Origin of the sequence: Arcanobacterium bovis, from assembly GCF_004331995.1 — a bacterium.
In the GTDB taxonomy this organism is placed as follows: Bacteria; Actinomycetota; Actinomycetes; order Actinomycetales; family Actinomycetaceae; genus Arcanobacterium_A; species Arcanobacterium_A bovis.
Genome location: NZ_SJDT01000003.1, coordinates 114,906 through 137,240 on the forward strand (window position 1 = coordinate 114,906; position 22,335 = coordinate 137,240).

At 52.2% G+C, this 22,335-nt stretch carries 16 protein-coding genes and 4 tRNA genes; 7 read left to right on the forward strand and 13 right to left on the reverse strand.

Going from position 1 to position 22,335, the window contains the following annotated elements; translation table 11 throughout:
- Positions 1-2: 2 nt before the first annotated feature.
- Positions 3-2,279, reverse strand: coding sequence for an ATP-dependent DNA helicase RecG (locus EZJ44_RS04325; RefSeq protein WP_241658590.1), 2,277 nt, complete (start codon positions 2,277-2,279; stop codon positions 3-5).
- Positions 2,280-2,526: 247 nt separating this feature from the next.
- On the opposite strand from EZJ44_RS04325, the gene rpmB reads away from it, so the two are divergent.
- Both rpmB and EZJ44_RS04335 read left to right on the forward strand, forming a co-directional pair.
- The gene (gene rpmB, locus EZJ44_RS04330) at positions 2,527-2,718 is read left to right on the forward strand and encodes a 50S ribosomal protein L28 (RefSeq protein ID WP_084707328.1); all 192 of its coding nucleotides are present in this window, start codon (positions 2,527-2,529) and stop codon (positions 2,716-2,718) included.
- 776 nt (positions 2,719-3,494) lie between these two features.
- The gene (locus tag EZJ44_RS04335; RefSeq protein ID WP_241658591.1) at positions 3,495-4,925 is read left to right on the forward strand and encodes an amino acid permease; all 1,431 of its coding nucleotides are present in this window, start codon (positions 3,495-3,497) and stop codon (positions 4,923-4,925) included.
- A 237-nt stretch (positions 4,926-5,162) separates the two neighbouring features.
- Here the strand turns inward: EZJ44_RS04335 and thiL are convergent, their stop codons facing one another.
- The 6 genes from thiL to leuC all read right to left on the reverse strand — a co-directional run bounded on the left by thiL (position 5,163) and on the right by leuC (position 11,782).
- Positions 5,163-6,128 carry a thiamine-phosphate kinase gene (thiL, locus tag EZJ44_RS04340; RefSeq protein WP_131280587.1) on the reverse strand — a complete coding sequence of 322 codons (966 nt, stop codon included), beginning with the start codon at positions 6,126-6,128 and terminating at the stop codon, positions 5,163-5,165.
- 81 nt (positions 6,129-6,209) lie between these two features.
- On the reverse strand, positions 6,210-6,818 hold the full coding sequence (locus tag EZJ44_RS04345) for an NADPH-dependent FMN reductase (RefSeq protein ID WP_241658592.1): 609 nt from the start codon (positions 6,816-6,818) through the stop codon (positions 6,210-6,212).
- A 90-nt stretch (positions 6,819-6,908) separates the two neighbouring features.
- A complete protein-coding gene (locus EZJ44_RS04350; RefSeq protein ID WP_131280589.1) occupies positions 6,909-8,033 on the reverse strand; it encodes a D-alanine--D-alanine ligase family protein in 1,125 nt (374 codons plus the stop codon).
- Positions 8,034-8,132: 99 nt separating this feature from the next.
- Positions 8,133-9,452 carry a UDP-N-acetylglucosamine 1-carboxyvinyltransferase gene (murA, locus tag EZJ44_RS04355; RefSeq protein WP_131280592.1) on the reverse strand — a complete coding sequence of 440 codons (1,320 nt, stop codon included), beginning with the start codon at positions 9,450-9,452 and terminating at the stop codon, positions 8,133-8,135.
- A gap of 194 nt (positions 9,453-9,646) precedes the next feature.
- Positions 9,647-10,306 carry a 3-isopropylmalate dehydratase small subunit gene (leuD, locus tag EZJ44_RS04360; RefSeq protein WP_131280594.1) on the reverse strand — a complete coding sequence of 220 codons (660 nt, stop codon included), beginning with the start codon at positions 10,304-10,306 and terminating at the stop codon, positions 9,647-9,649.
- 15 nt (positions 10,307-10,321) lie between these two features.
- Complete coding sequence (gene leuC / locus EZJ44_RS04365) at positions 10,322-11,782, reverse strand: 3-isopropylmalate dehydratase large subunit (protein WP_131280596.1); 1,461 nt, start codon at positions 11,780-11,782, stop codon at positions 10,322-10,324.
- A gap of 104 nt (positions 11,783-11,886) precedes the next feature.
- Between leuC and EZJ44_RS04370 the strand changes: the two genes are divergently transcribed.
- From EZJ44_RS04370 to EZJ44_RS04385, 4 genes are all read left to right on the forward strand, one after another.
- On the forward strand, positions 11,887-12,618 hold the full coding sequence (locus EZJ44_RS04370; protein ID WP_239538967.1) for an IclR family transcriptional regulator: 732 nt from the start codon (positions 11,887-11,889) through the stop codon (positions 12,616-12,618).
- Positions 12,619-12,621: 3 nt separating this feature from the next.
- The gene (locus EZJ44_RS04375) at positions 12,622-13,770 is read left to right on the forward strand and encodes a glycosyltransferase family 4 protein (protein WP_131280599.1); all 1,149 of its coding nucleotides are present in this window, start codon (positions 12,622-12,624) and stop codon (positions 13,768-13,770) included.
- 193 nt (positions 13,771-13,963) lie between these two features.
- Positions 13,964-15,997: a M3 family metallopeptidase gene (locus tag EZJ44_RS04380; protein WP_131280601.1), complete on the forward strand. Its 2,034-nt coding sequence runs from the start codon at positions 13,964-13,966 to the stop codon at positions 15,995-15,997.
- A 490-nt stretch (positions 15,998-16,487) separates the two neighbouring features.
- Positions 16,488-17,741 (forward strand): ATP-binding protein, encoded by a 1,254-nt coding sequence (locus EZJ44_RS04385; protein WP_131280603.1) that lies wholly within the window; start codon positions 16,488-16,490, stop codon positions 17,739-17,741.
- Positions 17,742-18,277: 536 nt separating this feature from the next.
- Here EZJ44_RS04385 and EZJ44_RS04390 read toward each other — a convergent pair.
- The 5 genes from EZJ44_RS04390 to EZJ44_RS04410 all read right to left on the reverse strand — a co-directional run bounded on the left by EZJ44_RS04390 (position 18,278) and on the right by EZJ44_RS04410 (position 21,048).
- Positions 18,278-18,350: transfer RNA gene (locus EZJ44_RS04390), tRNA-Glu, on the reverse strand.
- Positions 18,351-18,417: 67 nt separating this feature from the next.
- Positions 18,418-18,490, reverse strand: a tRNA-Glu gene (locus EZJ44_RS04395).
- Positions 18,491-18,525: 35 nt separating this feature from the next.
- Positions 18,526-18,597 (reverse strand) — tRNA-Gln (locus EZJ44_RS04400).
- Positions 18,598-18,685: 88 nt separating this feature from the next.
- A complete protein-coding gene (gene gltX, locus EZJ44_RS04405; protein WP_131280605.1) occupies positions 18,686-20,194 on the reverse strand; it encodes a glutamate--tRNA ligase in 1,509 nt (502 codons plus the stop codon).
- 107 nt (positions 20,195-20,301) lie between these two features.
- Positions 20,302-21,048 (reverse strand): fumarylacetoacetate hydrolase family protein, encoded by a 747-nt coding sequence (locus EZJ44_RS04410; RefSeq protein ID WP_131280607.1) that lies wholly within the window; start codon positions 21,046-21,048, stop codon positions 20,302-20,304.
- Positions 21,049-21,092: 44 nt separating this feature from the next.
- Between EZJ44_RS04410 and EZJ44_RS04415 the strand changes: the two genes are divergently transcribed.
- Positions 21,093-22,001, forward strand: coding sequence for a 3-methyladenine DNA glycosylase (locus tag EZJ44_RS04415; RefSeq protein WP_131280609.1), 909 nt, complete (start codon positions 21,093-21,095; stop codon positions 21,999-22,001).
- A 138-nt stretch (positions 22,002-22,139) separates the two neighbouring features.
- On the opposite strand, the gene EZJ44_RS04420 is transcribed toward EZJ44_RS04415, so the two are convergent.
- Positions 22,140-22,224 (reverse strand) — tRNA-Leu (locus tag EZJ44_RS04420).
- Between the last annotated feature and the right edge of the window lie 111 nt (positions 22,225-22,335).

Below are 22,335 nucleotides of genomic sequence, written 5' to 3' on the forward strand. Positions count from 1 at the left end.
CGTCAGCCTTTCTCTAAATAAGATGTTTCAGACGCACCCTCAAGTTCACGAACTTCGTGCGCTAACTGGGCATTCCTAACTAGATCAGGATCGCTGGCGATCAGCTTAACTGCAAATTCTTTTGCCTGCGTAATGATATTTTCGTCTTTAAGCACACTAAGAAATTGTAAGGAGCTGCGCTGTCCAGACTGCTGTGATCCCAGCACATTGCCTTCCGAGCGTAATTCAATATCTGCACGCGCCAGTTCAAAACCGTCGGTTGTGTGAGCAAAAGCTGCTAAACGCGCGTGTGCTACCGTTCCGTCCGAGGCGGAATGTACCGCGAGGCACAAGCTTGGTCTGCTTCCACGCCCAATTCGTCCGCGCAGCTGATGAAGTTGTGAAAGACCAAAACGATCAGCGTCCATAATAACCATAAGTGATGCACGCGGATTGTCGACGCCCACTTCGATCACTGTGGTAGAGACGAGCATTTGCACCTGCCCGTTGGCAAAATCCGCCATGATCCGTTCTTTTTCCGCGCCTGCCATCTGCCCGTGAATAGCGGCAATATTGATGCCCTGCAACTGCGGTTTTTCCCGCAGCTCACCAAATATTTTCTCCACCGAATTGAGCTCACGTTGCGGATCAGTTTCAAAGGCGGCCAAAGCTTGTACGACGCCGGTGCCACCGTGGTGCTCGTCGCTAACGTACTGCTCATCGCCGTCGTCTTCCGTATCCGTTGCCAAGATGCGCGGGCAGACTACGTAAACCTGCCCACCCGAATCGATCTCTTCACGCGCACGCTCCCAAATTCGATCAATCCAAGTTTCTTTCCACGCTGGCACGAGCTGCGTGGTAATCGGTGCGCGACCTTTGGGTAATTCAGCCAAGGTAGAAACGGACAAATCCCCGAAGGTAGTCATGGCCACGGTGCGCGGGATAGGCGTAGCAGTCATCACCAGCATATGCACGCCTTGTGCCAATTTATCGCGTTGATCAACTCCAAAACGATGCTGCTCATCGACGATAAGCAAGCCGAGAAAAGGAATCTGCACCCGATCTTGGATCAAGGCATGCGTGCCAATGATGAACTGTGCCTGACCAGAAGCAATCCGTAATAGCGCGGCTCGTTTTTCTTTCGCACTCATTGACCCTGTGAGGAGTTCGACCGTTATCGCATTCTCAGACGCGCCGAGCAGACCACCGTCAGCGAGCTCGCCCATGAGAGCTTTCACCGAATTAAAATGTTGCTGCGCCAGCACTTCTGTGGGGGCGAGCAAAACAGCTTGTTTACCAGCGTCAATTGCTTGGAGAATAGCTCGCACTGCTACAACAGTTTTGCCTGCTCCTACGTCGCCTTGCAGAAGACGACGCATGGGAACCTCGGTTGCCAAGTCGCTCGCGATTTCCTCGCCTACCTGGCGCTGACCTGCTGTAAGATCGAATGGCAACATCGAATCGAAAACCTGTAATACGCCGTCTTCCCTTCGCTTGCACACAGGCGCAGGCAAAACGCGTGCCCGGTGCGCTCTTCGAGCCAAGACGGTTTGGAGCAAAACTGCCTCTTCGTACTTCATTCGCAGCTGAGCAGTGCGCCAATGCTCTTCCGTGGGCGGTTGATGGAGCCAGCGCAAAGCATCGAGACGGCTGGGAAGGTTGTTCTGTGCACGCCAGCCTTTGGGCAGCGGATCTGGCAAAATGCTTTCATTCAGCTGCGGGAGCAGAACCTCCACCGCACGGGCAATTTGCCATGACGGAACCTTTTGAGCAGCGTGATAGATCGGAATTGGTCGCGCAAGCTCCTGTGGATCAACCGCAGCCCCATCATCTATCAATTCATATTCTGGGTGAGTGAGCTGCAAGGCACCGCGATAGGACGACACTGTTCCAGAAAAAATCGCTAATGCACCTGGTTCCAGCTTCATGGCATGAAATTTGAGCGGGCGTTCGTGCTTGGCGAAGAAAGTGAGTTCAAGTTCGTGCATGCCCTCACCGATCATCACGGTAAGAATGAAACCGCGCCGGTTATTCATTGGCCGAATATGTGACGAAAGGACGCGGGCTACAACGGTCACTGAGTCTCCTTCGTTGACCGCCTGTATTGGCATCAACTCCCCACGTTTGGCAAGACGGAAAGGGATATGAAAAACGAGATCCTGCACAGTGTGTAGGTTGAGTTTCGCCAGCGCATTTGCCGATCGCTTTCCAAGATAGCGTTCGAGCGGTGCGGAAAGAAGCCCCTGTTCTTCACAGTGCAATGCGGAAGAACTGTAATCATTCACGGCCTTTTCTTTCACACTTCAAGGATACCTAGCGAAACGCTGTTTTGGTGATTCAGTGGCTTTAACATTCCTCATGCTTGTAGTGAACGGATACTCATTGTGAACGCGGTATTCGTAACGAACATGATAATCGTGACGAACGTGCCCAATACCACTGGTTCGCCCGCTTGGTTAATCATCAGCTTTTGCGATAGTATTTTTCAGTTGCCATTTTGGTACCGGACGACGATCGCGTCCGATAAAACGAACGAAGGAGAAAACCGTGGCCTCTGTATGTGACGTCTGCGGCAAGGGCCCGGGCTTCGGCAAGAGCGTCTCGCACTCCCACGTGCGTACCAGCCGTCGCTGGAACCCGAACATTCAGCGTGTTCGCGCACTCGTTAAGGGTGCTCCTAAGCGTCTGAATGTGTGCACCTCCTGCCTCAAGGCTGGTAAGGTAACCCGCAATATCTGATTGCGAATAAACGCTAAAAGCCCCGCTCAAGAGCGGGGCTTTTTGTTTTTCTTACAGCTTGGTCTTGTTTTTGCTCTTTAAGTCGCTTTAAGTCTGGTTTTGGACGAAAAGAGCGGGTTAACCCCCAAAAGTTTATTTCGCACAACATACTCATGTGCTATATTGGTTAGAATTAAACATTGATGTTTGATATCGCTTCGCAATACTACAACAAAGAAGTTTAGCCAAGATTATTTTAGTGGAGGTCATCATGCATGAGCAGTTCAACAAAGTTCTCACTCAAGGCATTCCGTGGATACTATTCGTAATTTGGGCGTGGTATATTACTTTCACCCTTGAAGCAACTCCACTTCGGGTAGCAACCATCGCAGCAGGCATTGCAATCACTGTAACCACAGTTCTCAACGTCTCCCTTATCTTCCAACACTTCACTCGATGCGCTTTCTACATTCGGCTAAGTCAGTTCGTATTCTGTGTTGCTGGATTGTTTTTCTCGGCGGGCGTTATCGCCGCGAGCAGGTCTAGTAAGGACACAGCCTCTCTACTAGCTGACAATTTTCAGGCAGTCACAGTCCCTTGCCTCATTTGTTTTGTAGGCATCACGTTATTCGGAGTCCAGACGGTTATTGAATTCCGAAAGCACGCAGGAAGGCGCGCCGCATCCACACGCGTATAACGGCGTCGTCCCAAAAAATGAAACTCTGGTCTCGATATCTGACGCTCGTAATAGACTTGTAGCACCGAAAATACATTTCACTGCAGGTCAAAGGACTACCATGCACTCGCATTCACAAGTACACGAGCACACGCAGCTCGAACGCCGGCTCACGAGCGCTCAGATCTCAATGATCGCTCTTTCAGGAGCACTTGGAACTGGACTTTTTCTTGGTGCAGGCTCAACAATCGCACACGCAGGACCTGCTACCATCATTTCCTATGCGCTAGCAGGTTGCTTGGCACTTTCTGTGGTGTGGGCGCTGGCGGAAATGGTGAGCGCACATCCGGTTCCTGGCGGGCACGGAGCCATTGCAGCCACCCATCTCGGCAAACTCGGTGGCTATGTGACGCGCTGGAACTTTGCAATTACTATGCTCACAGCCGTTGGAGCCGAAGTTACGGCTGCCGCAACCTATTTCCAATATTGGTTCCCGAATCTTAATTTGGGTCTCGGCACAGCGCTTTGCTCTCTTTTCATCGTCACACTCAATCTCGCCACAGTCCGCCTCTACGGCAGCTCTGAGTATTGGTTTTCGATGATTAAAGTTACGGCCATCGTCGTCTTCATTATCCTTGGTCTCGCCGTAGTATTTACCGGTTGGCCTAGCCAAAATGAGCCACTCGGCTTTGTAAACCTCACGGTCGACGGCGGTTTCGCTCCACACGGCGTCACGGGCATTCTACTCGCTTCATGCATGGCAGTCTTCAGCTTTGGTGGAGTGGAAAATGTATCCGTTTCCGCAGCTGAAAGCGAGAATCCTGAGCGAGATATTCCGCGTGCAGCGTCTACGATGATCTGGCGCCTGCTCATCTTCTACATTTTCGCAATCGCAGTGATCGTGGCACTCCAACCTTGGACAACCACAGTTGCCGAATCTGGACACGCAGACTCTTCACCTTTTGTTAAAGTTCTTGACTCTGCAGGCTTTGCTGGAGCAGGGCACGTGATGAACGCGATTTTGATTGTTGCTGCTCTTTCCGCAGCAAATGGTTGCCTTTACACCGGTTCACGCATGATTCATTCACTCGCACTCGATGGTATGGCGCCACGTTTTGCGGCACGCACCACCGATCAAGGTTCGCCTCGTGGTGCTGTTCTTCTTGCCACTCTGTGCTTCTTTATTGCGTCGGCATTGGCGATCTTTAGCCCCGACACCGCATTTATGAGTCTCTATGGCGCAGCAACGGTTGGAATCCTTGTTACCTGGATACTCGTGATGCTTACGCATATCAAATTCCGCAAGCATTGGGACGAGCGCGGACTCCCCCGTCCACCAGCGCGTCTGCTCGGAGCCCCTGTCATTAACGTCGTGGTGATTGCAGCGTGCATCGCAATCTTCATTGCCCTGCGCAATTTACTTCCTGTTGTATGGAGTGCCGGCATACCGTACCTGGCGATCTTGATGTTCTCATACTTCATAGTGAATGCAGTTCGAGATCTGCCAGAACCTGCACCTTTGCAGATCGGTAGTGACTCAGACTCCCAGTAATCACGTTCTCAAATACCACCACCAGTTCTGACAAAATTGTGAGGTCGCATGGCGTGCATGCGACTTCTTGAGCTACAAAGCAACCTTGCAGAACAAAGTTTTGCCCCTCATATATCCACACAGTGCGAAGTGAGGGGCAGAACTCGACTTAAAGGGGCAAGTTTTATTTGCGGAAACGAGAGATTCTCCCCTTCTCTCGCCTACGGACAATACGTATCATTCATGGAAACGATTCCGTCATTTATGAAAGTGATCCCAGCCGCCCGCAGCACCGTAGTTTATGCCGTTGATGCTCACTCGGCCATCCACATCCGGACCTTTCACCTGCCCAATCACAGTGAACCCATCGGGAACCGGAGTGCCAGCTTTCATCGTTGCCAAGAAGCCGTGGTCCTCCCCTCCCTCACAGAGCCAATGACGCCGGTCTGCCGCGACTCTCCCAGCTGCCTTACCCAAATCGCCGAGGTACTTTCCCAAAGCACGATCGTCAATATCGATCCACACCCGCGAACGGTGCGCTATTCGCCGACAATCCTTAATCAACCCATCCGAGACGTCCATCATTGCCGTCAAATTACCAGCTTTTGCTGCTGCTAAAGCCGTTTCCAACGGAGGTTTCGGCCGCAAAAAGTCATCGATAAGAGCGGCTAATTCTGGCTCAACCGTTTCACGAGTATACCCAGCCTCAAGCAGGGCAAGACCAGCCATGCCGTGCCCCAACACACCAGTATGAATGAGCAAATCACCTGGTTGGGCGCCTGAGCGTAGGATCGGCTGCTCCACATCTCCGAGCACGGTTACTGATATGGAAATATATTCACCGCTCACGAGGTCGCCACCATCAACACCAACACCGAGCGGTTCGCACGCATCGCGCATACCAGCCGCAAAATCAAGCAGCCATTCCATTTCGGTGCTACTTGGAAAAGCGAGTCCTACAACTAACGTGCGTGGTAGGGCACCCATGGCTACCGAATCGGCTAAATTCTGGGTTGCAGCGCGATAGCCTACGTCATACCCAGTAGACCAATCGGTTCTAAAATGCACATTTTCATTAAGAAGATCAACTGAAATGGCGGTTTTATAGGCGAAATCGAGTACTGCGCAATCATCACCACTTGGAACCACGATATTCGCAGCTTGTGGCAACACATTTACTAATTTAGCAATGATCTCATCTTCGGAAAGTTCACTTACACGCATATGTTAATCATGCCAAAACGACTTGTGGCTCGCACCGTTTCGGCGCGAGCCACAAGAGCAAGATTCACATCTCACAAAATGTTACTTGGTGTTTTCCTTCACGAACTCTGCGAATGCCCCGATCCAGGACTTCAAGAATTCCTTGGCATCGGCATTAGCTTCGCCCTCTGCCAAGCCTGTGGTGAGAGCATTGATATAGCCCTCCGGCTGACCCATGAGCTTCACGTTGAAGAACTGGAGCATAGCCCGCAAAGTTTGCTGACCCGCTGCGGTACCAATACCCGAAGGCGATGCACCAATAGTAGCAATTGGCTTTCCACCAAGCGCCCATTCTCCATAAGGACGCGAGCTCCACTCAATTGCGTTGTGCAGTGCTGCCGAGAAGCTCCGGTTGTGCTCAGGCGTTACCAATACCACGCCGTCAGCGCTACCTAGCAAAGCCTTGAAATCGCGCGCTACCTGCGGGAAATCGCCGTCATAATCGCGGCTGTATAGCGGGAGATCCTTGATCGATGCCTCGACCATCTCTACCCCTTCGGGCGCCAAATCGTGTAATTCTTTTGCGAGTCGGCGGTTAATTGAATCCTCGGCGAGAGATCCCACAATGTAAACAATCTTCATAACTTTCACATACCCTTTGAACGTTGTACCAGTGGGACTTATCTTCACTGGCAATTTCACTTTACCCATTAATAGTTGAATATTCAACTATTAATTCTTCTGTTCGCTTACAGTAAATCACTTGCTCAATTGCAGGGCAATATGTCGCACCAATCTGGCTTAGTGCAGACCCGTTCCACGCTCCAAAGCCAAAGAAATAAGCTCGTCTACGAGCTCAGCGTAGCTCAGCCCAGCCTCTTCCCACATCACCGGATACATGGAAAACGGCGTGAATCCGGGCATTGTATTGATCTCATTGATCAAAATATCGCCATCATTGGTTAAAAAGAAATCTACGCGAGTTAGACCCTCACACTCGAAGGCATCAAAGGTTCGAACCGCCATCTCACGCATACGCTCAGTAGTGTGTGCGTCTACCTCGGCAGGCACTTGCATACGCAAACCTGCGGTGTCGACGTACTTGTGCTCAAAATCGTAAAAAGCCGCATCTTGCTGCGATAAAACTACTTCACCAAGCATTGCGGCACGAGTCGGCTCATCTCCGTGCCCACCAAGCACTGCACATTCGATTTCTCGCCCGCTAATCCCCTGTTCAATCACTACCTTCGGATCAACTTCGTGAGCGCGCTCCACAGCAATCTCAAGCTCGTCGAGCGTATCGACGCGCGAAATCCCGAGCGAGGAACCAGCACGCGCAGGCTTCACAAACACTGGGAATTGCAGTTTGGACACATCATCAATGACGGCGGCGCGCTGCGTGCTCCAACGGCGTCGGTTCGCAACCACGTACGGACCCACCGGAATTCCCGCCGATTCCAATACGACCTTCATGAATCCCTTATCCATGCCAGCTGCCGACGCAAACACGCCACAGCCCACGTAAGGAATATTTGCCATTTCTAGCAGCCCCTGGATAGTGCCGTCTTCACCAAAAGCGCCGTGGAGCAGCGGGAACACTACATCAACGGCTCCCAAAGAGCGCACTACCTCGCCGCTATCAGCCGCAACTACCATCAGCTCTTGCGAGCCATCACCCGGGGCCAAAACCACACGTTCGTCACTCGGAGGAACCTCCGTGGATGCACTGTTAAGCTGCAATTTCTCCGGATCAGTTTCACCTGGCACCCACGTTCCATCTTTGCGAATTGCTATGGAGACGACGTCGTAGCGCTGCGAATCAAGGGATGCCATTACAGCACCTGCGGTCGCGCAGGAAATTGGGTGCTCGCCTGATGATCCTCCATAGATTAAGGCAATGCGAATTTTTTGCGGTTCATTGGTCATGGATTCAATCCTACCGTTGTAAAAATTTTAATGAAACGATCAACATAGCTCGCTCGCCACAATGACTCTCAACGCATCAATCGCATTTACTCGCTATGACTACGCCTTCTCGACGTTGGCACCGAGAGCATGCAGTTTATGCATGAAATGCTCATAACCACGGTTGATAATATCGATGCCATGCACGGTTGATTCACCTTCAGCCGCCAAGGCCGCAATCAAATGAGAGAATCCGCCGCGCAGATCTGGCACCTCAATATCGGCCCCTATGAGCTGCGTAGGGCCTTGAATAACCGCAGAATGGAAGTAATTCTCGCGTCCGAAACGGCACTGCTTTGATCCCAAACACTCGCTATACACTTGAATATGAGCGCCCATCTGATTGAGTGCCTCAGTAAAGCCAAAACGGTTCTCGTAAACAGTTTCATGCACAATTGACACACCAACAGCCTGCGTCAATGCCACCACCATCGGCTGCTGCCAGTCGGTCATAAATCCAGGATGCACATCCGTTTCAATCGGTAGAGACTTCAATTCCGTGCCTGGATGCCAGAAGCGGATGCCGTCGTCGTAAATATCGAACTGACCCCCAACTTTGCGGAACACGTTGAGAAAATTCATCATCGATTCTTGTTGCGCACCACGCACAGTAATATCACCCTTGGTAGCAAGCGCAGCACATGCCCACGAGCCAGCCTCTATGCGATCAGCCAGTGCGGTGTGTCGATAGCCGTGCAGCTCACGAACACCCTCGATATGGATCGTGCGATCGGTGTCTACCGTAATCAGGGCACCCATCTTCTGCAATACTGCAATAAGATCCATAATCTCTGGTTCAACAGCGGCACCGGTCAGTTCGGTAACTCCACGGGCTCGAACAGCTGCAAGTAGCGTCTGTTCCGTGGCACCTACCGACGGATACGGCAAATGCACTTTCTTCGCTTTCAACCCATGAGGAGCCGTGAGGTGCAAGCCAAGATCCTCAACCGAACGACGCGCCCCAAAATCTTCCAAAACCGCCAAATGGAAATCAACTGGACGATCTCCAATATGGCATCCGCCCAAGTCAGGAATGAATGCTTCGCCTAAAGCGTGCAGCAACGGACCGCAGAACAGAATCGGAATGCGAGACGAGCCAGCAAGCGCCTCCACTTCTGCAGGATCTGGTAGATGAATCTTGCCAGGAGTGATTTCGAGAACTCCGGCTTCTTGGTCGTAATTAACTTCTGCACCGTGTGCGCGCAGCAGCTGACTCACCACATCGACATCACGAATAAGCGGTACATTTCGCAAAACGGACGTTTCCTCTGTGAGGAGCGCGGCAACCATGGCTTTAGAAACGAAATTCTTTGCACCACGAACCGTGATTTCGCCTTGGAGTGGGTGCCCGCCCACTACCTTCAAAACGCCACTAGACATTCATTACTCCTTCTTCGCTTGAACCCCTCAAGCGAACACTGAATACCACAATACAGGCTAAATGCCGATATTAGGCACAGAAAGAGTGCTAAGTCTACCACGTACTGCGAGAAAGGTACATGGTACTGCGTCGTCATCTAGTGAACGCCTCGCCGTCAGACACCTGCCGCTTCGGAGGCAATGCTACGTTGCCGTCAGACACCTGCCGCTTCGTCGCCGTCACTCGGACGCGCAGATTCAATCGGTACCGAAGGAAGATGACGCGCCGGAAGCGTGCGTGGCATAAAGGCCGGCCGCTTTGCTTCAAAATCTGCAATTGCGTCGGCGTCACGCAAGGTCAAGCTGATATCATCAAGGCCTTCCATCAATCGCCAGCGCGTGTATTCATCAATCTCGAACGTGGCCACAAATTGTCCTGCCGCAACAGTGCAGTTCTCAAGATTGATCTGCACCTCGATGCCAGGCTCAGTCTCCAGTATCTTCCACAGTTGCTCAATATCCTCTTGCGCCAGCACCCCAGCTAACAGGCCCTGCTTACCCGCATTACCTCGGAAAATATCAGCGAATCGCGGCGCGAATACCGCTTTGAAACCATAGTCTTTCAGTGCCCAGACGGCGTGTTCGCGCGAGGAACCAGTGCCGAAATCGTTTCCGGCAATCAACACCGTTCCCTGCTTGTATTCAGGCTTGTTGAGCACAAACTCAGGATCATTGCGCCAGGCAGCAAAAAGCGCGTCATCAAAGCCGGTGCGCGCAACGCGTTTGAGATATACCGCTGGAATGATTTGATCTGTATCAACGTTGGAGCGGCGCAGCGGAACTCCAATGCCAGTGTGCGAAATAAACTTTTCCATTCGTGTCACTTGCTCCTAGTTCGTTTCGGTTACGTCTGACGGCGTCGTGAAGGTGATCTCTGACGGCGCAGCATCTGCGAGATCCGACGGCGTTGCCAACATGCCACGAATCGCCGTCGCCGCTGCTACCAGTGGAGAAACGAGATGCGTTCGTCCGCCCTTACCTTGGCGCCCCTCGAAATTTCGATTCGAGGTCGACGCCGCACGCTCACCTGGCGCGAGTTGATCTGGATTCATACCCAAACACATTGAACACCCAGCGTTTCGCCACTGAGCTCCAAAGTCTTTGAAGATTCGATCAAGCCCCTCAGCTTCTGCCTGTAAACGGACGCGAGCTGAACCTGGAACCACCAGCACGCGAACGCCGTCGGCCTTTCGCTTACCCTCAATAATCTTGGCCACGCTCCGCAAATCTTCAATTCTCCCGTTCGTACACGATCCAATAAACACCGTGTCTACAGGGATATTCTTCATCGGAGTGCCCGGAACCAGCCCCATATACTCGAGCGCACGCTCAGCCGCCTGACGTTTCGTCTTGTCGGCGATATCGGCGGGATCTGGCACAGTGCTGGAAATCGGAACGCCCTGGCCAGGGTTCGTTCCCCACGTAACGTAAGGCTCTAAGGTGTCAGCGTCGATATCCACTTCGGCATCAAATACGGCGTCGTCGTCGGAACACAAGGTTTGCCAGTATGCAACAGCTTCGTCCCACTGCTCGCCCTGCGGCGCATGAGGCTTGTCTTTAATGTAATCAAAGGTGACGACGTCGGGTGCGATCATTCCGGCTCGCGCACCTGCTTCAATCGACATATTGCAGATAGTCATGCGAGCTTCCATCGACAGCTTTCGGATCGCCTCGCCACGATATTCGAGCACGTATCCTTGACCACCATTGGTACCTATTTTAGCGATAACAGCCAAGATAATATCTTTGGCGGTTGTGCCAGGTTTTAGTTCTCCGCGAATGTTTATCGCCATGGTTTTGAAGGGAGCGAGCGGGAGTGTCTGAGTGGCGAGCACATGTTCCACTTCAGAGGTGCCAATACCAAAAGCAAGTGCACCAAAAGCACCGTGCGTTGAAGTGTGGGAATCTCCGCACACGATAGTCATGCCTGGTTGGGTTAGACCGAGCTGTGGGCCAACGACGTGCACGATTCCTTGATCGGCGTCGCCCAAGGAATGAATGCGCACCCCAAAATCCTGCGCGTTCTTGCGCAGCGTGTCGATTTGGATTCGCGAGATTGGATCGGCAATCGGCTGATCGATATTCACAGTTGGAGTGTTGTGATCTTCGGTTGCGATGGTGAGATCGGGCCGGCGCACTGTACGCCCTGCCAAACGTAAACCCTCGAATGCCTGTGGACTCGTCACCTCATGGCATAGATGCAGGTCGATATACAATAGATCCGGAGCACCATCGCTGCCGCGCTTTACTATGTGGTGATCCCACACTTTTTCTGCGAGTGTTCGAGCCATATTTCCCCACTTCTTAGGTTTGCATGTATCCCTTACACATAGACTGGTAAAATTTTTTATGTGTCACACTTGCGTCTCATCGTTTGGGATGGCAATATCATTACATGGACGCAATTGATTCTGGCAGTGGTGTAGGTGTATTGGACAAAGCCGCCATGGTACTTGGTGCGCTTGAAGCAGGGCCATTAACGCTTGCCCAGCTCGTCACAGCCACACATTTAGCACGCCCCACGGCACACCGTCTCGCTGTAGCGCTTGAACATCACCGTCTCGTAGCGCGCGATATGCAAGGACGTTTCGTGCTTGGACCACGTCTTACTGAGCTTGCCTCGGCGGCTGGCGAAGATCGCCTCCTCGCCGCCGCAAATCCGGTACTGATTGCCTTGCGCGATCATACTGGCGAATCAGCTCAGCTCTACCGCCGTCAAGGCGACCAGCGAATTTGCGTGGCCGCAGCCGAGCGCGCGATGGGCTTGCGCGATTCAATTCCAGTTGGCGCAACACTGTCGATGCTAGCTGGTTCCGCAGCGCAAATTCTTCTTGCGTGGGAAGAACCTGACCGTCTCCATCGGGGATTGCACGGTGCTCAATTCACAGCTACCGTTCTTTCCGCAGTACGCCGGCGTGGATGGTCGCAGTCGGTTGGCGAACGCGAGGCAGGCGTGGCATCAATTTCCGCCCCTGTACGTGGCCCATCTGGCCGCGTGATTGCAGCCGTCTCAATCTCAGGTCCGATTGAACGCATGGGGCGCCAGCCTGGACGCCAGCACGCTGCCGCCGTCGTCACCGCAGCAAACCGCCTCACAGAAGTACTTAAGCGCACCGAAGGTATCTAAACCATGAAGAAAACCCTCTTAGTGACCAATGACTTTCCGCCACGCGCAGGTGGAATTCAAACATTCCTGGAGGGCTTCGTCGGTGAGCTTGACCCAGCTCAGCTCGTGGTTTATGCCTCGACTCCCCCAGATACCGAATCTGAATCGGGAGCCGACGCCGCTGCGCGTTACGATGCGTCTGTACCGTATGAGGTAGTGCGTTATCCAGGCACGATGATGTTGCCGATCCCTGCTGTACAGAAAAAAATGCAGGAACTTATCGCTGAGCACGCAATTCATAATGTGTGGTTCGGTGCCGCAGCACCCTTGGGATTGATGGCAAACGCAGCGCGCAAAGCCGGAGCTCAGCAGGTCATTTCCACCACGCACGGGCATGAAATTGGGTGGTCGATGATTCCGGGCGCCCGTGCGTTGTTGCGCAAAGTTTTTCACGACGCCGATGTGGTCACCTACCTCACTGAGGCGACGTTGAAACGGCTACGCCCCCACATCGGCGATACACGAATCATGCAGCTCCACGGGGCGATAGATCCTGAGGCATTTGCATTTGATAAGCAGGCGCGTGAGAATTTGCGCCAGCGTTATGGAATTGATGAAAACGCACAGGTAGTAGTGTGCATTTCGCGCCTCGTTGAACGCAAAGGCCAAGACAAACTCATTATGGCGTGGGATCGAATTGTGCAACGTTTCCCAGATGCCGTACTACTCATCGTAGGTAAAGGTCCGTACGGCGAGAAACTGCAGGAACTAGCTGCAAACTCAGCGGTGCGGGATTCAATCGTGTTCACTGGCGAGATCCCGTATTCAGAGTTGGCGGCGCATTATTCGGTAGGCGATGTATTTACGATGCCATGCAGAACTCGTGGTGGTGGGCTCGACATTGAGGGTTTGGGGATCGTTTATTTAGAGGCTTATGCTGCTGGTTTGCCAGTGATTGCTGGAGATTCAGGTGGCGCTCCTGAAGCTGTGCTTGATGGGCACACGGGAATTGTGGTCAATGGCCGGGAAGTGGGCGCGATCAGGCAAGCAGTTGAATATATGCTCGAAGACCCGCAACGTGCCGAAGCGATGGGCACAGCTGGTTTGGCATGGGTTGATGAGCATTGGCGCTGGTGTGATGTGGCGCGGCCGCTGGTGCAGCTGCTCTCTTAGGGTTATTAACTGGCTAGTTTTAGGATTATTGAATGGCTAGTTAGCGGAGCACTTTCCCTAACTTTGGCGATTTTTATTCAAGTGCCGCCAAAATTGGCCGATGCCCAAAGATTCGCCTAAGTTAGGGCACGCGTTATCAGTGACCCAAATGGGCCGCCGAAAAAATCCAGTTTCAACCCTGTAGAATAAACACATGACCATAGAAAATAACCCATTACTACAAAAATCGGACTTGCCATATGAGCTCCCCGATTGGGAGTTAATCAAGCCCGAACACATCATTCCCGCACTGGAACATGCAATCGCAACGCAACGCCAAGCTTGGGAAGCCGTTGCATCGGATACTTCTACTCCAACAGTTGAAAACACTGTTGAAGCGCTTGAGAACGCAGGAGAACTGATCGAATCGGTTCTTAACACCAGCTTCACATTGATTAGTTCAGTTGGCGGCGAAGCCTTTGAGAAGATCGAAGCCGAGATGGGGCCTATGATGGCTGAACATTTCAACGCTTTCTATCTCGATGAACGAATTTATCACCGGTTGCGCGAGCTCAATCTCGATGATGCAGATGCTGAAACGCGCCATTTCGTAACTGAACTGCTGGCAGAGTTCGAGCAGCGCGGTGTGGCGCTGTCTCCTGAGCAAAAGAGCATATTGCGCCAGTTGGACACCGACCTTTCCGAAGCCGAGATTGCATTTGGTCAGCGCGTTGTGCAGGCGATGAGCGATAATGAGCTTCTTGTCACTGACCGATCGTTGCTCGCGGGCTTGAGCGAAGAGAAGATTGCATCATATACGAGCGACGACGGCACGATCCGACTTCCACTGGAGAATTTCACTAATCAGCCATTACAAACGGAATTGCTCAATCACGACACCCGCACCGCCTTACTCGCAACATCGATGAACCGAGGGTTTGGCGAACACGAAAGTTCGGATACTCGCCATCTCGTATTGAAAATTGCCCAGTTGCGTGCACAACGCGCCGAGTTACTTGGATACCCGCATCATTCCCAAGCCGTTGCCCAGCAAGGAATGGCAAAGGACGCCGAGGCTATCTTGCAGCTGCTCATCTCGGTTGCGAAACCTGCTGTGGAGGCAGTCAAGGTGGAATCCGATAAGCTTAAGAGCATGGCACACGACGCGGGGCAAGAGGAAGAGTTTTCAGCCGCGGATTGGATTTTCTATCAGGAGAAGCTCCGCGCTGATATTGGTCTTGACGACGCCGCAATGGCACCATATTTCCTGCTAGAGAACGTGGTAGAGAATGGTATTTTCTTTGCCGCACATGAGCTCTACGGCATTAGTTTCGTGGAACGTACCGATCTCCACGGTTATTTGCCCAGCGTGCGCACGTGGGAAGTTGTGAATGACGACGGCGTTGGGATCGCTTTGTTCCAGGCAGATTTTTATCGCCGCAAGGGCAAGCACGGTGGTGCATGGATGCACGAAATCGTGGCTGGTTCGAGTTTGAGCGGCAAGAAGCCACTCATCATGAACAACTGCAATTTCGAAGAGCCGCCAGCTGGTGAGCCGTGTCTGCTCACGTGGGACAACGTGGTCACTGTATTCCATGAGTTTGGCCATGCGCTTCATGGCATCTTGACGAATACGAAGTATCGTTCGACGTCGGGCACTCACGTTCCGCGTGATTTCGTGGAGACACCGTCCCAGCTCAACGAGATGTGGGCTTATAACCCGCAGGTACTAGCTCGCTATGCTGTGCATTACCGCTCTGGTGAACCGCTTCCAGAGCATCTCGTTACTGCTCTGGCTGAATCAAAGACCTTTGGTCAGGCTTTTGAAACCACGGAGTTGCTTGCGTCGGCGCTATTGGATCAGGCTTGGCACCGGATTTCCTCACAAGAGATTCCGGCTAACGTGGAGGATTTCGAAAAGGCAGCTTTGGAAGAGTATGGGGTTTATTGCGAGCTTATTCCGCCGCGTTATCGCTCCACATACTTCAACCATACTTTCGGAGGCGGTTACGACGCCGGATACTATTCCTATATCTGGGCTGAGGTATTAGCAGCAGATATTGAGAACTGGTTTAAGACGTCGGCTGCTGTGGACGGCGACGGTGGTCTGAACCGTGCCGCTGGTGAACGCGTTCGATCTGAGATCCTTGCGCGCGGAAACTCCCGTGCTCCAATGGATTCTTTCCGTGCTTTGCTTGGACGCGATCCTCGCCCAGAAGCTATCTTGGAACGCCGTGGCTTAGCTTAAAACTCTGCTCGTGGTTGGCGCGTGCCATTCTTGCTCAATGGTATAGTTCCGACTCGGCATGGCTGTGGGCTCAGTTCCTCAAATTACTTGAGGAACTGAGCCCACAGTTTTTGTTTTGAGTGTTTTCATGTGTGTGTTTGTTTTAGTGAACACCCAAGTGTTGTTCTCCTCTACCCCTGGTAGCCACGCACGTTGACATAGTTTTATGTGTTCACGCAGTATGCGTGACTACCAAGGAATTCAGAGGGAGTTATTGTGGTTTATGCATTCTTACGGCGAGCCGTGAGTGTACCGACATCGGCAGCACGGATAGTAAACACGGGACTGCTACAGCTGTGCCGTAAACATACTTAGCCCAGCGCCAAAACACGGGTTGCTATGGCGCCAAAACACGGGTTGCTATGGCGCCGAAACCCGGATTACTATGGCGCCGAAACCCGGATTGCCCTATCCTTGTATGTACCTAACTGTAACCGTACGAAGGAAAGCCATGTATCTGCCGCGTGTATTAGATTCAGTTGTTGCTCGGCACCTAGACGGATTCGGTGGAGTGCTTATAGAAGGCGTACGCGCGTGTGGAAAAACTGAAACAGGCAGGCATCATGCGTCGTCGGAAATCGCACTTGATTCATCGTCATTTGGTATTCGCACTGCATTAGAGACTGATCCGAGCTTAGTTCTTCAAGGAGAGACTCCACGTCTAATTGATGAGTGGCAAATTGAGCCACTACTGTGGAATGACATTCGGAAAGAAATAGACGCACGCGGAAAACCTGGGCAGTTTATTCTCACAGGGTCTGCAGTTCCAGCAGATAACGAGCGGAGACACCCTGGTTCGCATCGAATTATGAAGACGCGGATGCGTCCGATGACTCTTTATGAAAGAGGGATGGGAACCGCAAAAGTGAGCCTCGAAGGCCTCTTTCGTGGTAGTGCTTTCGAAACGAATCTCGAGCCTGATATTGATATCCGTGACGTACTCGAGCAACTTATCCATGGTGGTTGGCCAGGTGATTTACGAAAATCTGTTGCTCAAGCTCAAGATGGTCTACAGGCATACATTGACGAGGTTATCTCTAACGATCTCGATCGTCTCGATAATGAACCTCGTCGTGACCCTATACGGATGTGGGAGCTCTTCCGATCCTTATCTCGCCATGTTGGAACAGAAGTTCAGTATACGACTATTGCTGGAGATATAGCTGCAACTACTCCGATTACACCGGAAACAGTTGTCGCATATCTGAATACTCTCCAGCGGCTGTTCCTCTTAGAATACCAAGATGCTTGGGCTCCACACATTCGCTCACGATACGCAGTACGTACCAGTCCGAAGATTCACCTCGTTGATCCAGCCCTAGCTGCTGCGGCCCTTGGTGTCGGCGTCGACAAGCTCCTCACTGATCTTGAGACAGCCGGGCAGTGGTTTGAATCGTGGGTCGTCCAACATCTGCGAGTTTTCGCTGAACCGATACGTGGCAGAGTATTGCATTACCGAGACAAATCTGGACGAGAAGCAGACGCTATTGTGATGCTTCCCGACGGATCATGGGGTGCGTTCGAAGTGAAGCTAGGGCAACGGCAAGTAGAAGCTGGAAAGAACTCTCTTCTCAAGTTTGCTCAAACTATTGACGTAGATAAGACCGGATCACCAGCTTTTCTCGCGGTCGTTACGGCAAATGGGCCAACAATGAGTGTGGGTGACGGCGTCATCACCTTACCAATCAGCTCTTTTGCACCATAGGAATGTAGTGGTTAACGGGACGTATTCAGCACAGTGCGAGAGAAAATTGGGAGCGTACCAAGAGTGAGAGATTGTAATCATTCACACTGGATCTGCGCCCATATCTTGTGATTATGCTTCGACCTCTGGTGCTACTTCGACAGTTACGTATAGAAAAATTCTTTGTGAAGGAGGTGACAGTACGTGCCCGAATTAGCGAAGCAAAGTTGCATACACCGTTTATGTTCAACTTGTAATGCAAAGATTCGAGCAGAATCCTTATGTTTCATGTTTTACTGCGTCGAATGCGGCTTTAAGGGCAGGTGGGAAAACGCTCCTTCTGCACAGTATTTCACACGTCACCTGCCCCGCAACAACATGCTTCTAAACAGGACATCGCCAGCATCAATCGCAATTCTTGGTGCAAAACCCGCAACTACTGCACATATATCGAGAAGTTGCGAAAACCGCACCAACTTTTCGAGACCTCCAAGTTTCAGGTACGCGAAAAGTGGGCTCAAACTTATCTTCAAAGTTTGAGCCCACTTCATGCGCTGTACCCCGTACCGGATTTGAACCGGTGTTACCGCCGTGAGAGGGCGACGTCCTAGGCCGCTAGACGAACGGGGCCTATATGATCGTGAACTTGCCACGATATTTATATCCCCAACACCAACAAGGCAGTATTGAGAATTCGTACCCCGTACCGGATTTGAACCGGTGTTACCGCCGTGAGAGGGCGACGTCCTAGGCCGCTAGACGAACGGGGCCAAACGCGAAAAACGCGGAAGAATCATCTTCTTCGCTGGGGTACCAGGACTCGAACCTAGACTAAAGGAACCAGAAACCTTCGTGCTGCCAATTACACCATACCCCATGGTGGTTTGCAGTCTTGTGAACTGCAACGGAATATTATCTTACGCAGAAACCCACCTAGACGCAAACCACAGGCTACGTGAGCGTACTCACGCAGAAAGATCTTCCCTGAAGCGTCGAATGCGCTTCACAGCTTCTTCTTTGCCAAGCAAAGCAATTGAGTCAATCACCGGAAGCGACACATTTGTTCCAGTCATCGCCACAAAAAGCGGTGCGTATGCAAAGCGTGGTTTTACTTCCATACCCTGCACAACTTCAGCGTCAAATGCTTCCTTGATAGCCTCAGCGGTGAAATCTTCTACGTTCGCAAAGATTTCGGCAGCTTTATCCAGCACAGCAGCAGTGGTGTCTTTCAACTTCGCAACAGCCTTTTCGTCGTATTCCAACTCATCTGCGGACTTGAACAAGAACGCCATGAGCGCCGGAGCTTCACCCAAAAGCTGGATGCGAGTTTGCACCAATGGAGCCGCACCGTCAAGCAAACGCTGGGCTTCGGCGTCGAGATCCTCGTAACGCTCAGCAGCTACTAGACCCTCGCGATGCAAGAACGGAACGAGGCGATCACGCAGGTCAAGGACGTCCAACCGGCGAATATGCTCAGCGTTAATTGCGATACATTTCTTATCGTCAAAACGAGCCGGATTCGGATTAACATCGGTCACGTCAAACGCCTGTGCCATTTCTTCGCGGGAGAAGATGTCGTTATCAGGAGAAATAGACCAGCCCAACAGCGCCAAATAGTTAATCAAACCCTCAGGAATCATGCCACGATCACGGTGTAGCAGCAGATTAGACTCAGGATCGCGCTTTGAGAGCTTCTTGTTTCCCTCACCCATCACATAAGGCAAGTGTCCGAAAAGCGGCATTTGCTTTGCAATGCCGAGATCGAGCAACGCACGATACAACACGATTTGACGCGGTGTCGAGGAAAGCAAATCCTCACCACGCAGCACATGGTTGATCTCCATCAAAGCGTCGTCAACCGGATTGGTAAGAGTGTAAAGCGGATCGCCATTGGCTCGCACGATCACATAATCAGGCACCGATCCTGCCTTAAACGTGATATCTCCACGCACGAGATCGGTGAAGGTGATGTCCTCGTCAGGCATACGGATGCGAAGCACAGGTTCACGCCCTTCGGCGCGATAAGCGTCCTTCTGTTCCTGAGTGAGGTCACGATCGAAGCCGTCATAGCCGAGCTTAGGATCCTCACCCTTTGCGCGGTGACGCTCCTCCACTTCCTCCGGTGTGGAGAAAGACTCATAAGCATAGCCCGCTTCGAGCAATTTAGCTGCTACATCGCGGTAGATATCCATGCGTTGCGACTGTCGATATGGCTCGTGTGGACCACCAAGTTCAGCGCCCTCGTCCCAGTCCAAGCCCAACCAGCGCAAAGAGTCGATAATCTGGTGGTAGGACTCCTGTGAGTCACGTGCCGCATCGGTATCTTCAATACGGAAAACGAATGTGCCACCAGTGTGACGCGCATATGCCCAGTTGAAAAGGCAGGTACGCACCATCCCTACGTGGGGAGTTCCGGTTGGCGAAGGACAAAATCGAACGCGGACGTTTTCGCCCGTCAAAGCTACAGTATTCATCGCTTTTAGTTTACTCCTATTTGGGAGCGAGCTCCTATTTTGGTATGTCTGGTCAATCGATCACGTCAATTGCGAGGCGGCGGTTCGGTTGCGACGCCGAAACTTTACTACGAAGCGACCACCGGATTGCGCAAATCCCCCATATCGCCGATAGTCACGACGACGTCGTCTCCAGCGGAAATCGTCAGCGGCTCCATAGCGTCTCCTAGCAGCACAACGTCCCCCGGAAGCAAACTGAAGACCTCGGAAACTTTCGCCACATACGCAACCACTTTATCGAAGTCTACCGAGATCGTGGCGCGCGTGACGGCGTCGTTGATCTCCGAAATCACTTCGTATTCTCCCGCGGCCAAATTCGTATCGATAATCGGGCCAAGCGGACACGATGTGTCAAAACCGAAGGCCTGAGCCGGCGAATGTGATGTAAATTCGGGTGCCGACACCGCATTAACAAGTGTGTAACCGAAAATTACTTCCTTCGCACGTTCCGCCGGAACATCACGGCACGGACGCGAGATAATCACAGCGAGGTTAGGAGCGCTGGTCACCTGGGTTACCCACTGAGGCAGTACCACCGGGACGTCTGCACCCACAACGGCCGTATTCGGCTTGAGGTAGAATCCTGCCGACGACGGCGTCGCCATGTTTTCCTCGAAGCTTCCGATACTCCCCACCACCTTTGAACGCGGAAGCATCGGTGCCACCAGGCGCACTTCGTCGCTGTTAAAAATCTGCCCTGTCTGTTCAATTCCTGAGTAGAGAGGATCGCCAGCAATCACGTGGTAGCGCTGAGCTGGTTCCTCAATAACAGCAAAACGTGGGCCTTGTTCTAATGAGAGTCGCGCAATTTTCATGTTTCAAGCCTAAACCACAAGTGCACGTATGCCACAATGTCCATGTGAATATTTTATCTCCCGACGAATGGATGCCCCGCTGGTTACACCATGATGAGCAGAGCCGCGCCCGAACTGCGGACCACATCGCGCGTCGCAAGCGCGGCGAAAAGAATCCCTTAGAGGACTTTTTGTGGAACTACTATCCGCTTCGCCCCGGTCGTTTCCATACGTGGTATCCGGGTATTGACGACGACGGTGCAGTAGCGCTCCAGCGTCCGGCGTCGTCGCTTTCAGATGCACGCGCATACTGGAGCAAAATCGTACAATCGCGCTGGTTTTGCCATTCCGACGACGAAACGTACTGTTACCTTGACCTCGAAGCGTTCACGCAGCACAGAGCGCACGGGATCAGTTTTCTGCGCACATTGCTGAGAAAAGTGCAAGATACTCAGCCAGTCTTTGGATGTTTGGGCTGGCACGAACGGGCTATGGCGTACAAAATCGACACTCTGCGGCACCCGCTCCCTTTGCGTCTCGGCACTGAGACGACAAATACGCTCGTGGAGCAAGCACACATTCGCTGCACGCATTTTGACGCTTATCAGTTTTTTAGTCCAGCAGCTGTAGAGCTCAACACGGTTAAACCAACCTACGATTCAGTTTTGGAATTCGAGCAGCCCGGATGCATCCACGTGAGTATGGACTTGTTGCGCGCCTGTATCCAGCTTGGGCCGCTTATTCCTGGCGAGCTTTTAATCGAAAGCTACGACCTAGCGTTACGGGCACGCACGATTGATATGGCCGCTTCGCCATATGATTGTTCAACGCTCGGTTTGGCCCCAATCCAGATTGAAACTTCCGCGGGTAAAGCACAATATATCCAAGCACAGCAGGAGCTCACCGAGCTGGCACGCCCTCTGCGCGCCAAAATCCTAGCGATTCTTGATAAAGTGCCTAATATTGCTGGATGATGCACCGTTCGTAACGCACAAATTTTGGGGAGATCCAGCTGCACCAACATACGATGACAAGATGGAACGCTTATGTCACGTTTGGTGTCACTGGGATTTTGCCCGCCTGACCTTTTGGCTCTATCAAGCCATTCTAACTGGTGCGCGAGGAGGGACTTGAACCCTCACGTCCTAAGACACTAGAACCTAAATCTAGCGCGTCTGCCAATTTCGCCACTCGCGCGCGGCATATGATCCAAGGTCAGCACTGCCAACACTGTTCCAACCTAAGAATCGAACACCGTTAAGTGTAGCGATAAAATCGCAATATGCAAAAACCGGACAACTGATGTGT

Bases quoted from the DNA above. Each gene is read 5' to 3' on its own strand.
- EZJ44_RS04345 (WP_241658592.1), bottom strand. From the start codon at position 6,818: ATGGGTAAAGTGAAATTGCCAGTGAAGATAAGTCCCACTGGTACAACG.
- leuD (WP_131280594.1), bottom strand. From the start codon at position 10,306: ATGGAAAAGTTTATTTCGCACACTGGCATTGGAGTTCCGCTGCGCCGC.
- gltX (WP_131280605.1), bottom strand. From the start codon at position 20,194: ATGAATACTGTAGCTTTGACGGGCGAAAACGTCCGCGTTCGATTTTGT.
- EZJ44_RS04375 (WP_131280599.1), top strand. From the start codon at position 12,622: ATGAAGAAAACCCTCTTAGTGACCAATGACTTTCCGCCACGCGCAGGT.
- EZJ44_RS04410 (WP_131280607.1), bottom strand. From the start codon at position 21,048: ATGAAAATTGCGCGACTCTCATTAGAACAAGGCCCACGTTTTGCTGTT.
- EZJ44_RS04385 (WP_131280603.1), top strand. From the start codon at position 16,488: ATGTATCTGCCGCGTGTATTAGATTCAGTTGTTGCTCGGCACCTAGAC.
- thiL (WP_131280587.1), bottom strand. From the start codon at position 6,128: ATGCGTGTAAGTGAACTTTCCGAAGATGAGATCATTGCTAAATTAGTA.
- EZJ44_RS04380 (WP_131280601.1), top strand. From the start codon at position 13,964: ATGACCATAGAAAATAACCCATTACTACAAAAATCGGACTTGCCATAT.
- EZJ44_RS04350 (WP_131280589.1), bottom strand. From the start codon at position 8,033: ATGACCAATGAACCGCAAAAAATTCGCATTGCCTTAATCTATGGAGGA.
- EZJ44_RS04370 (WP_239538967.1), top strand. From the start codon at position 11,887: ATGGACGCAATTGATTCTGGCAGTGGTGTAGGTGTATTGGACAAAGCC.
- murA (WP_131280592.1), bottom strand. From the start codon at position 9,452: ATGTCTAGTGGCGTTTTGAAGGTAGTGGGCGGGCACCCACTCCAAGGC.
- leuC (WP_131280596.1), bottom strand. From the start codon at position 11,782: ATGGCTCGAACACTCGCAGAAAAAGTGTGGGATCACCACATAGTAAAG.
- EZJ44_RS04335 (WP_241658591.1), top strand. From the start codon at position 3,495: ATGCACTCGCATTCACAAGTACACGAGCACACGCAGCTCGAACGCCGG.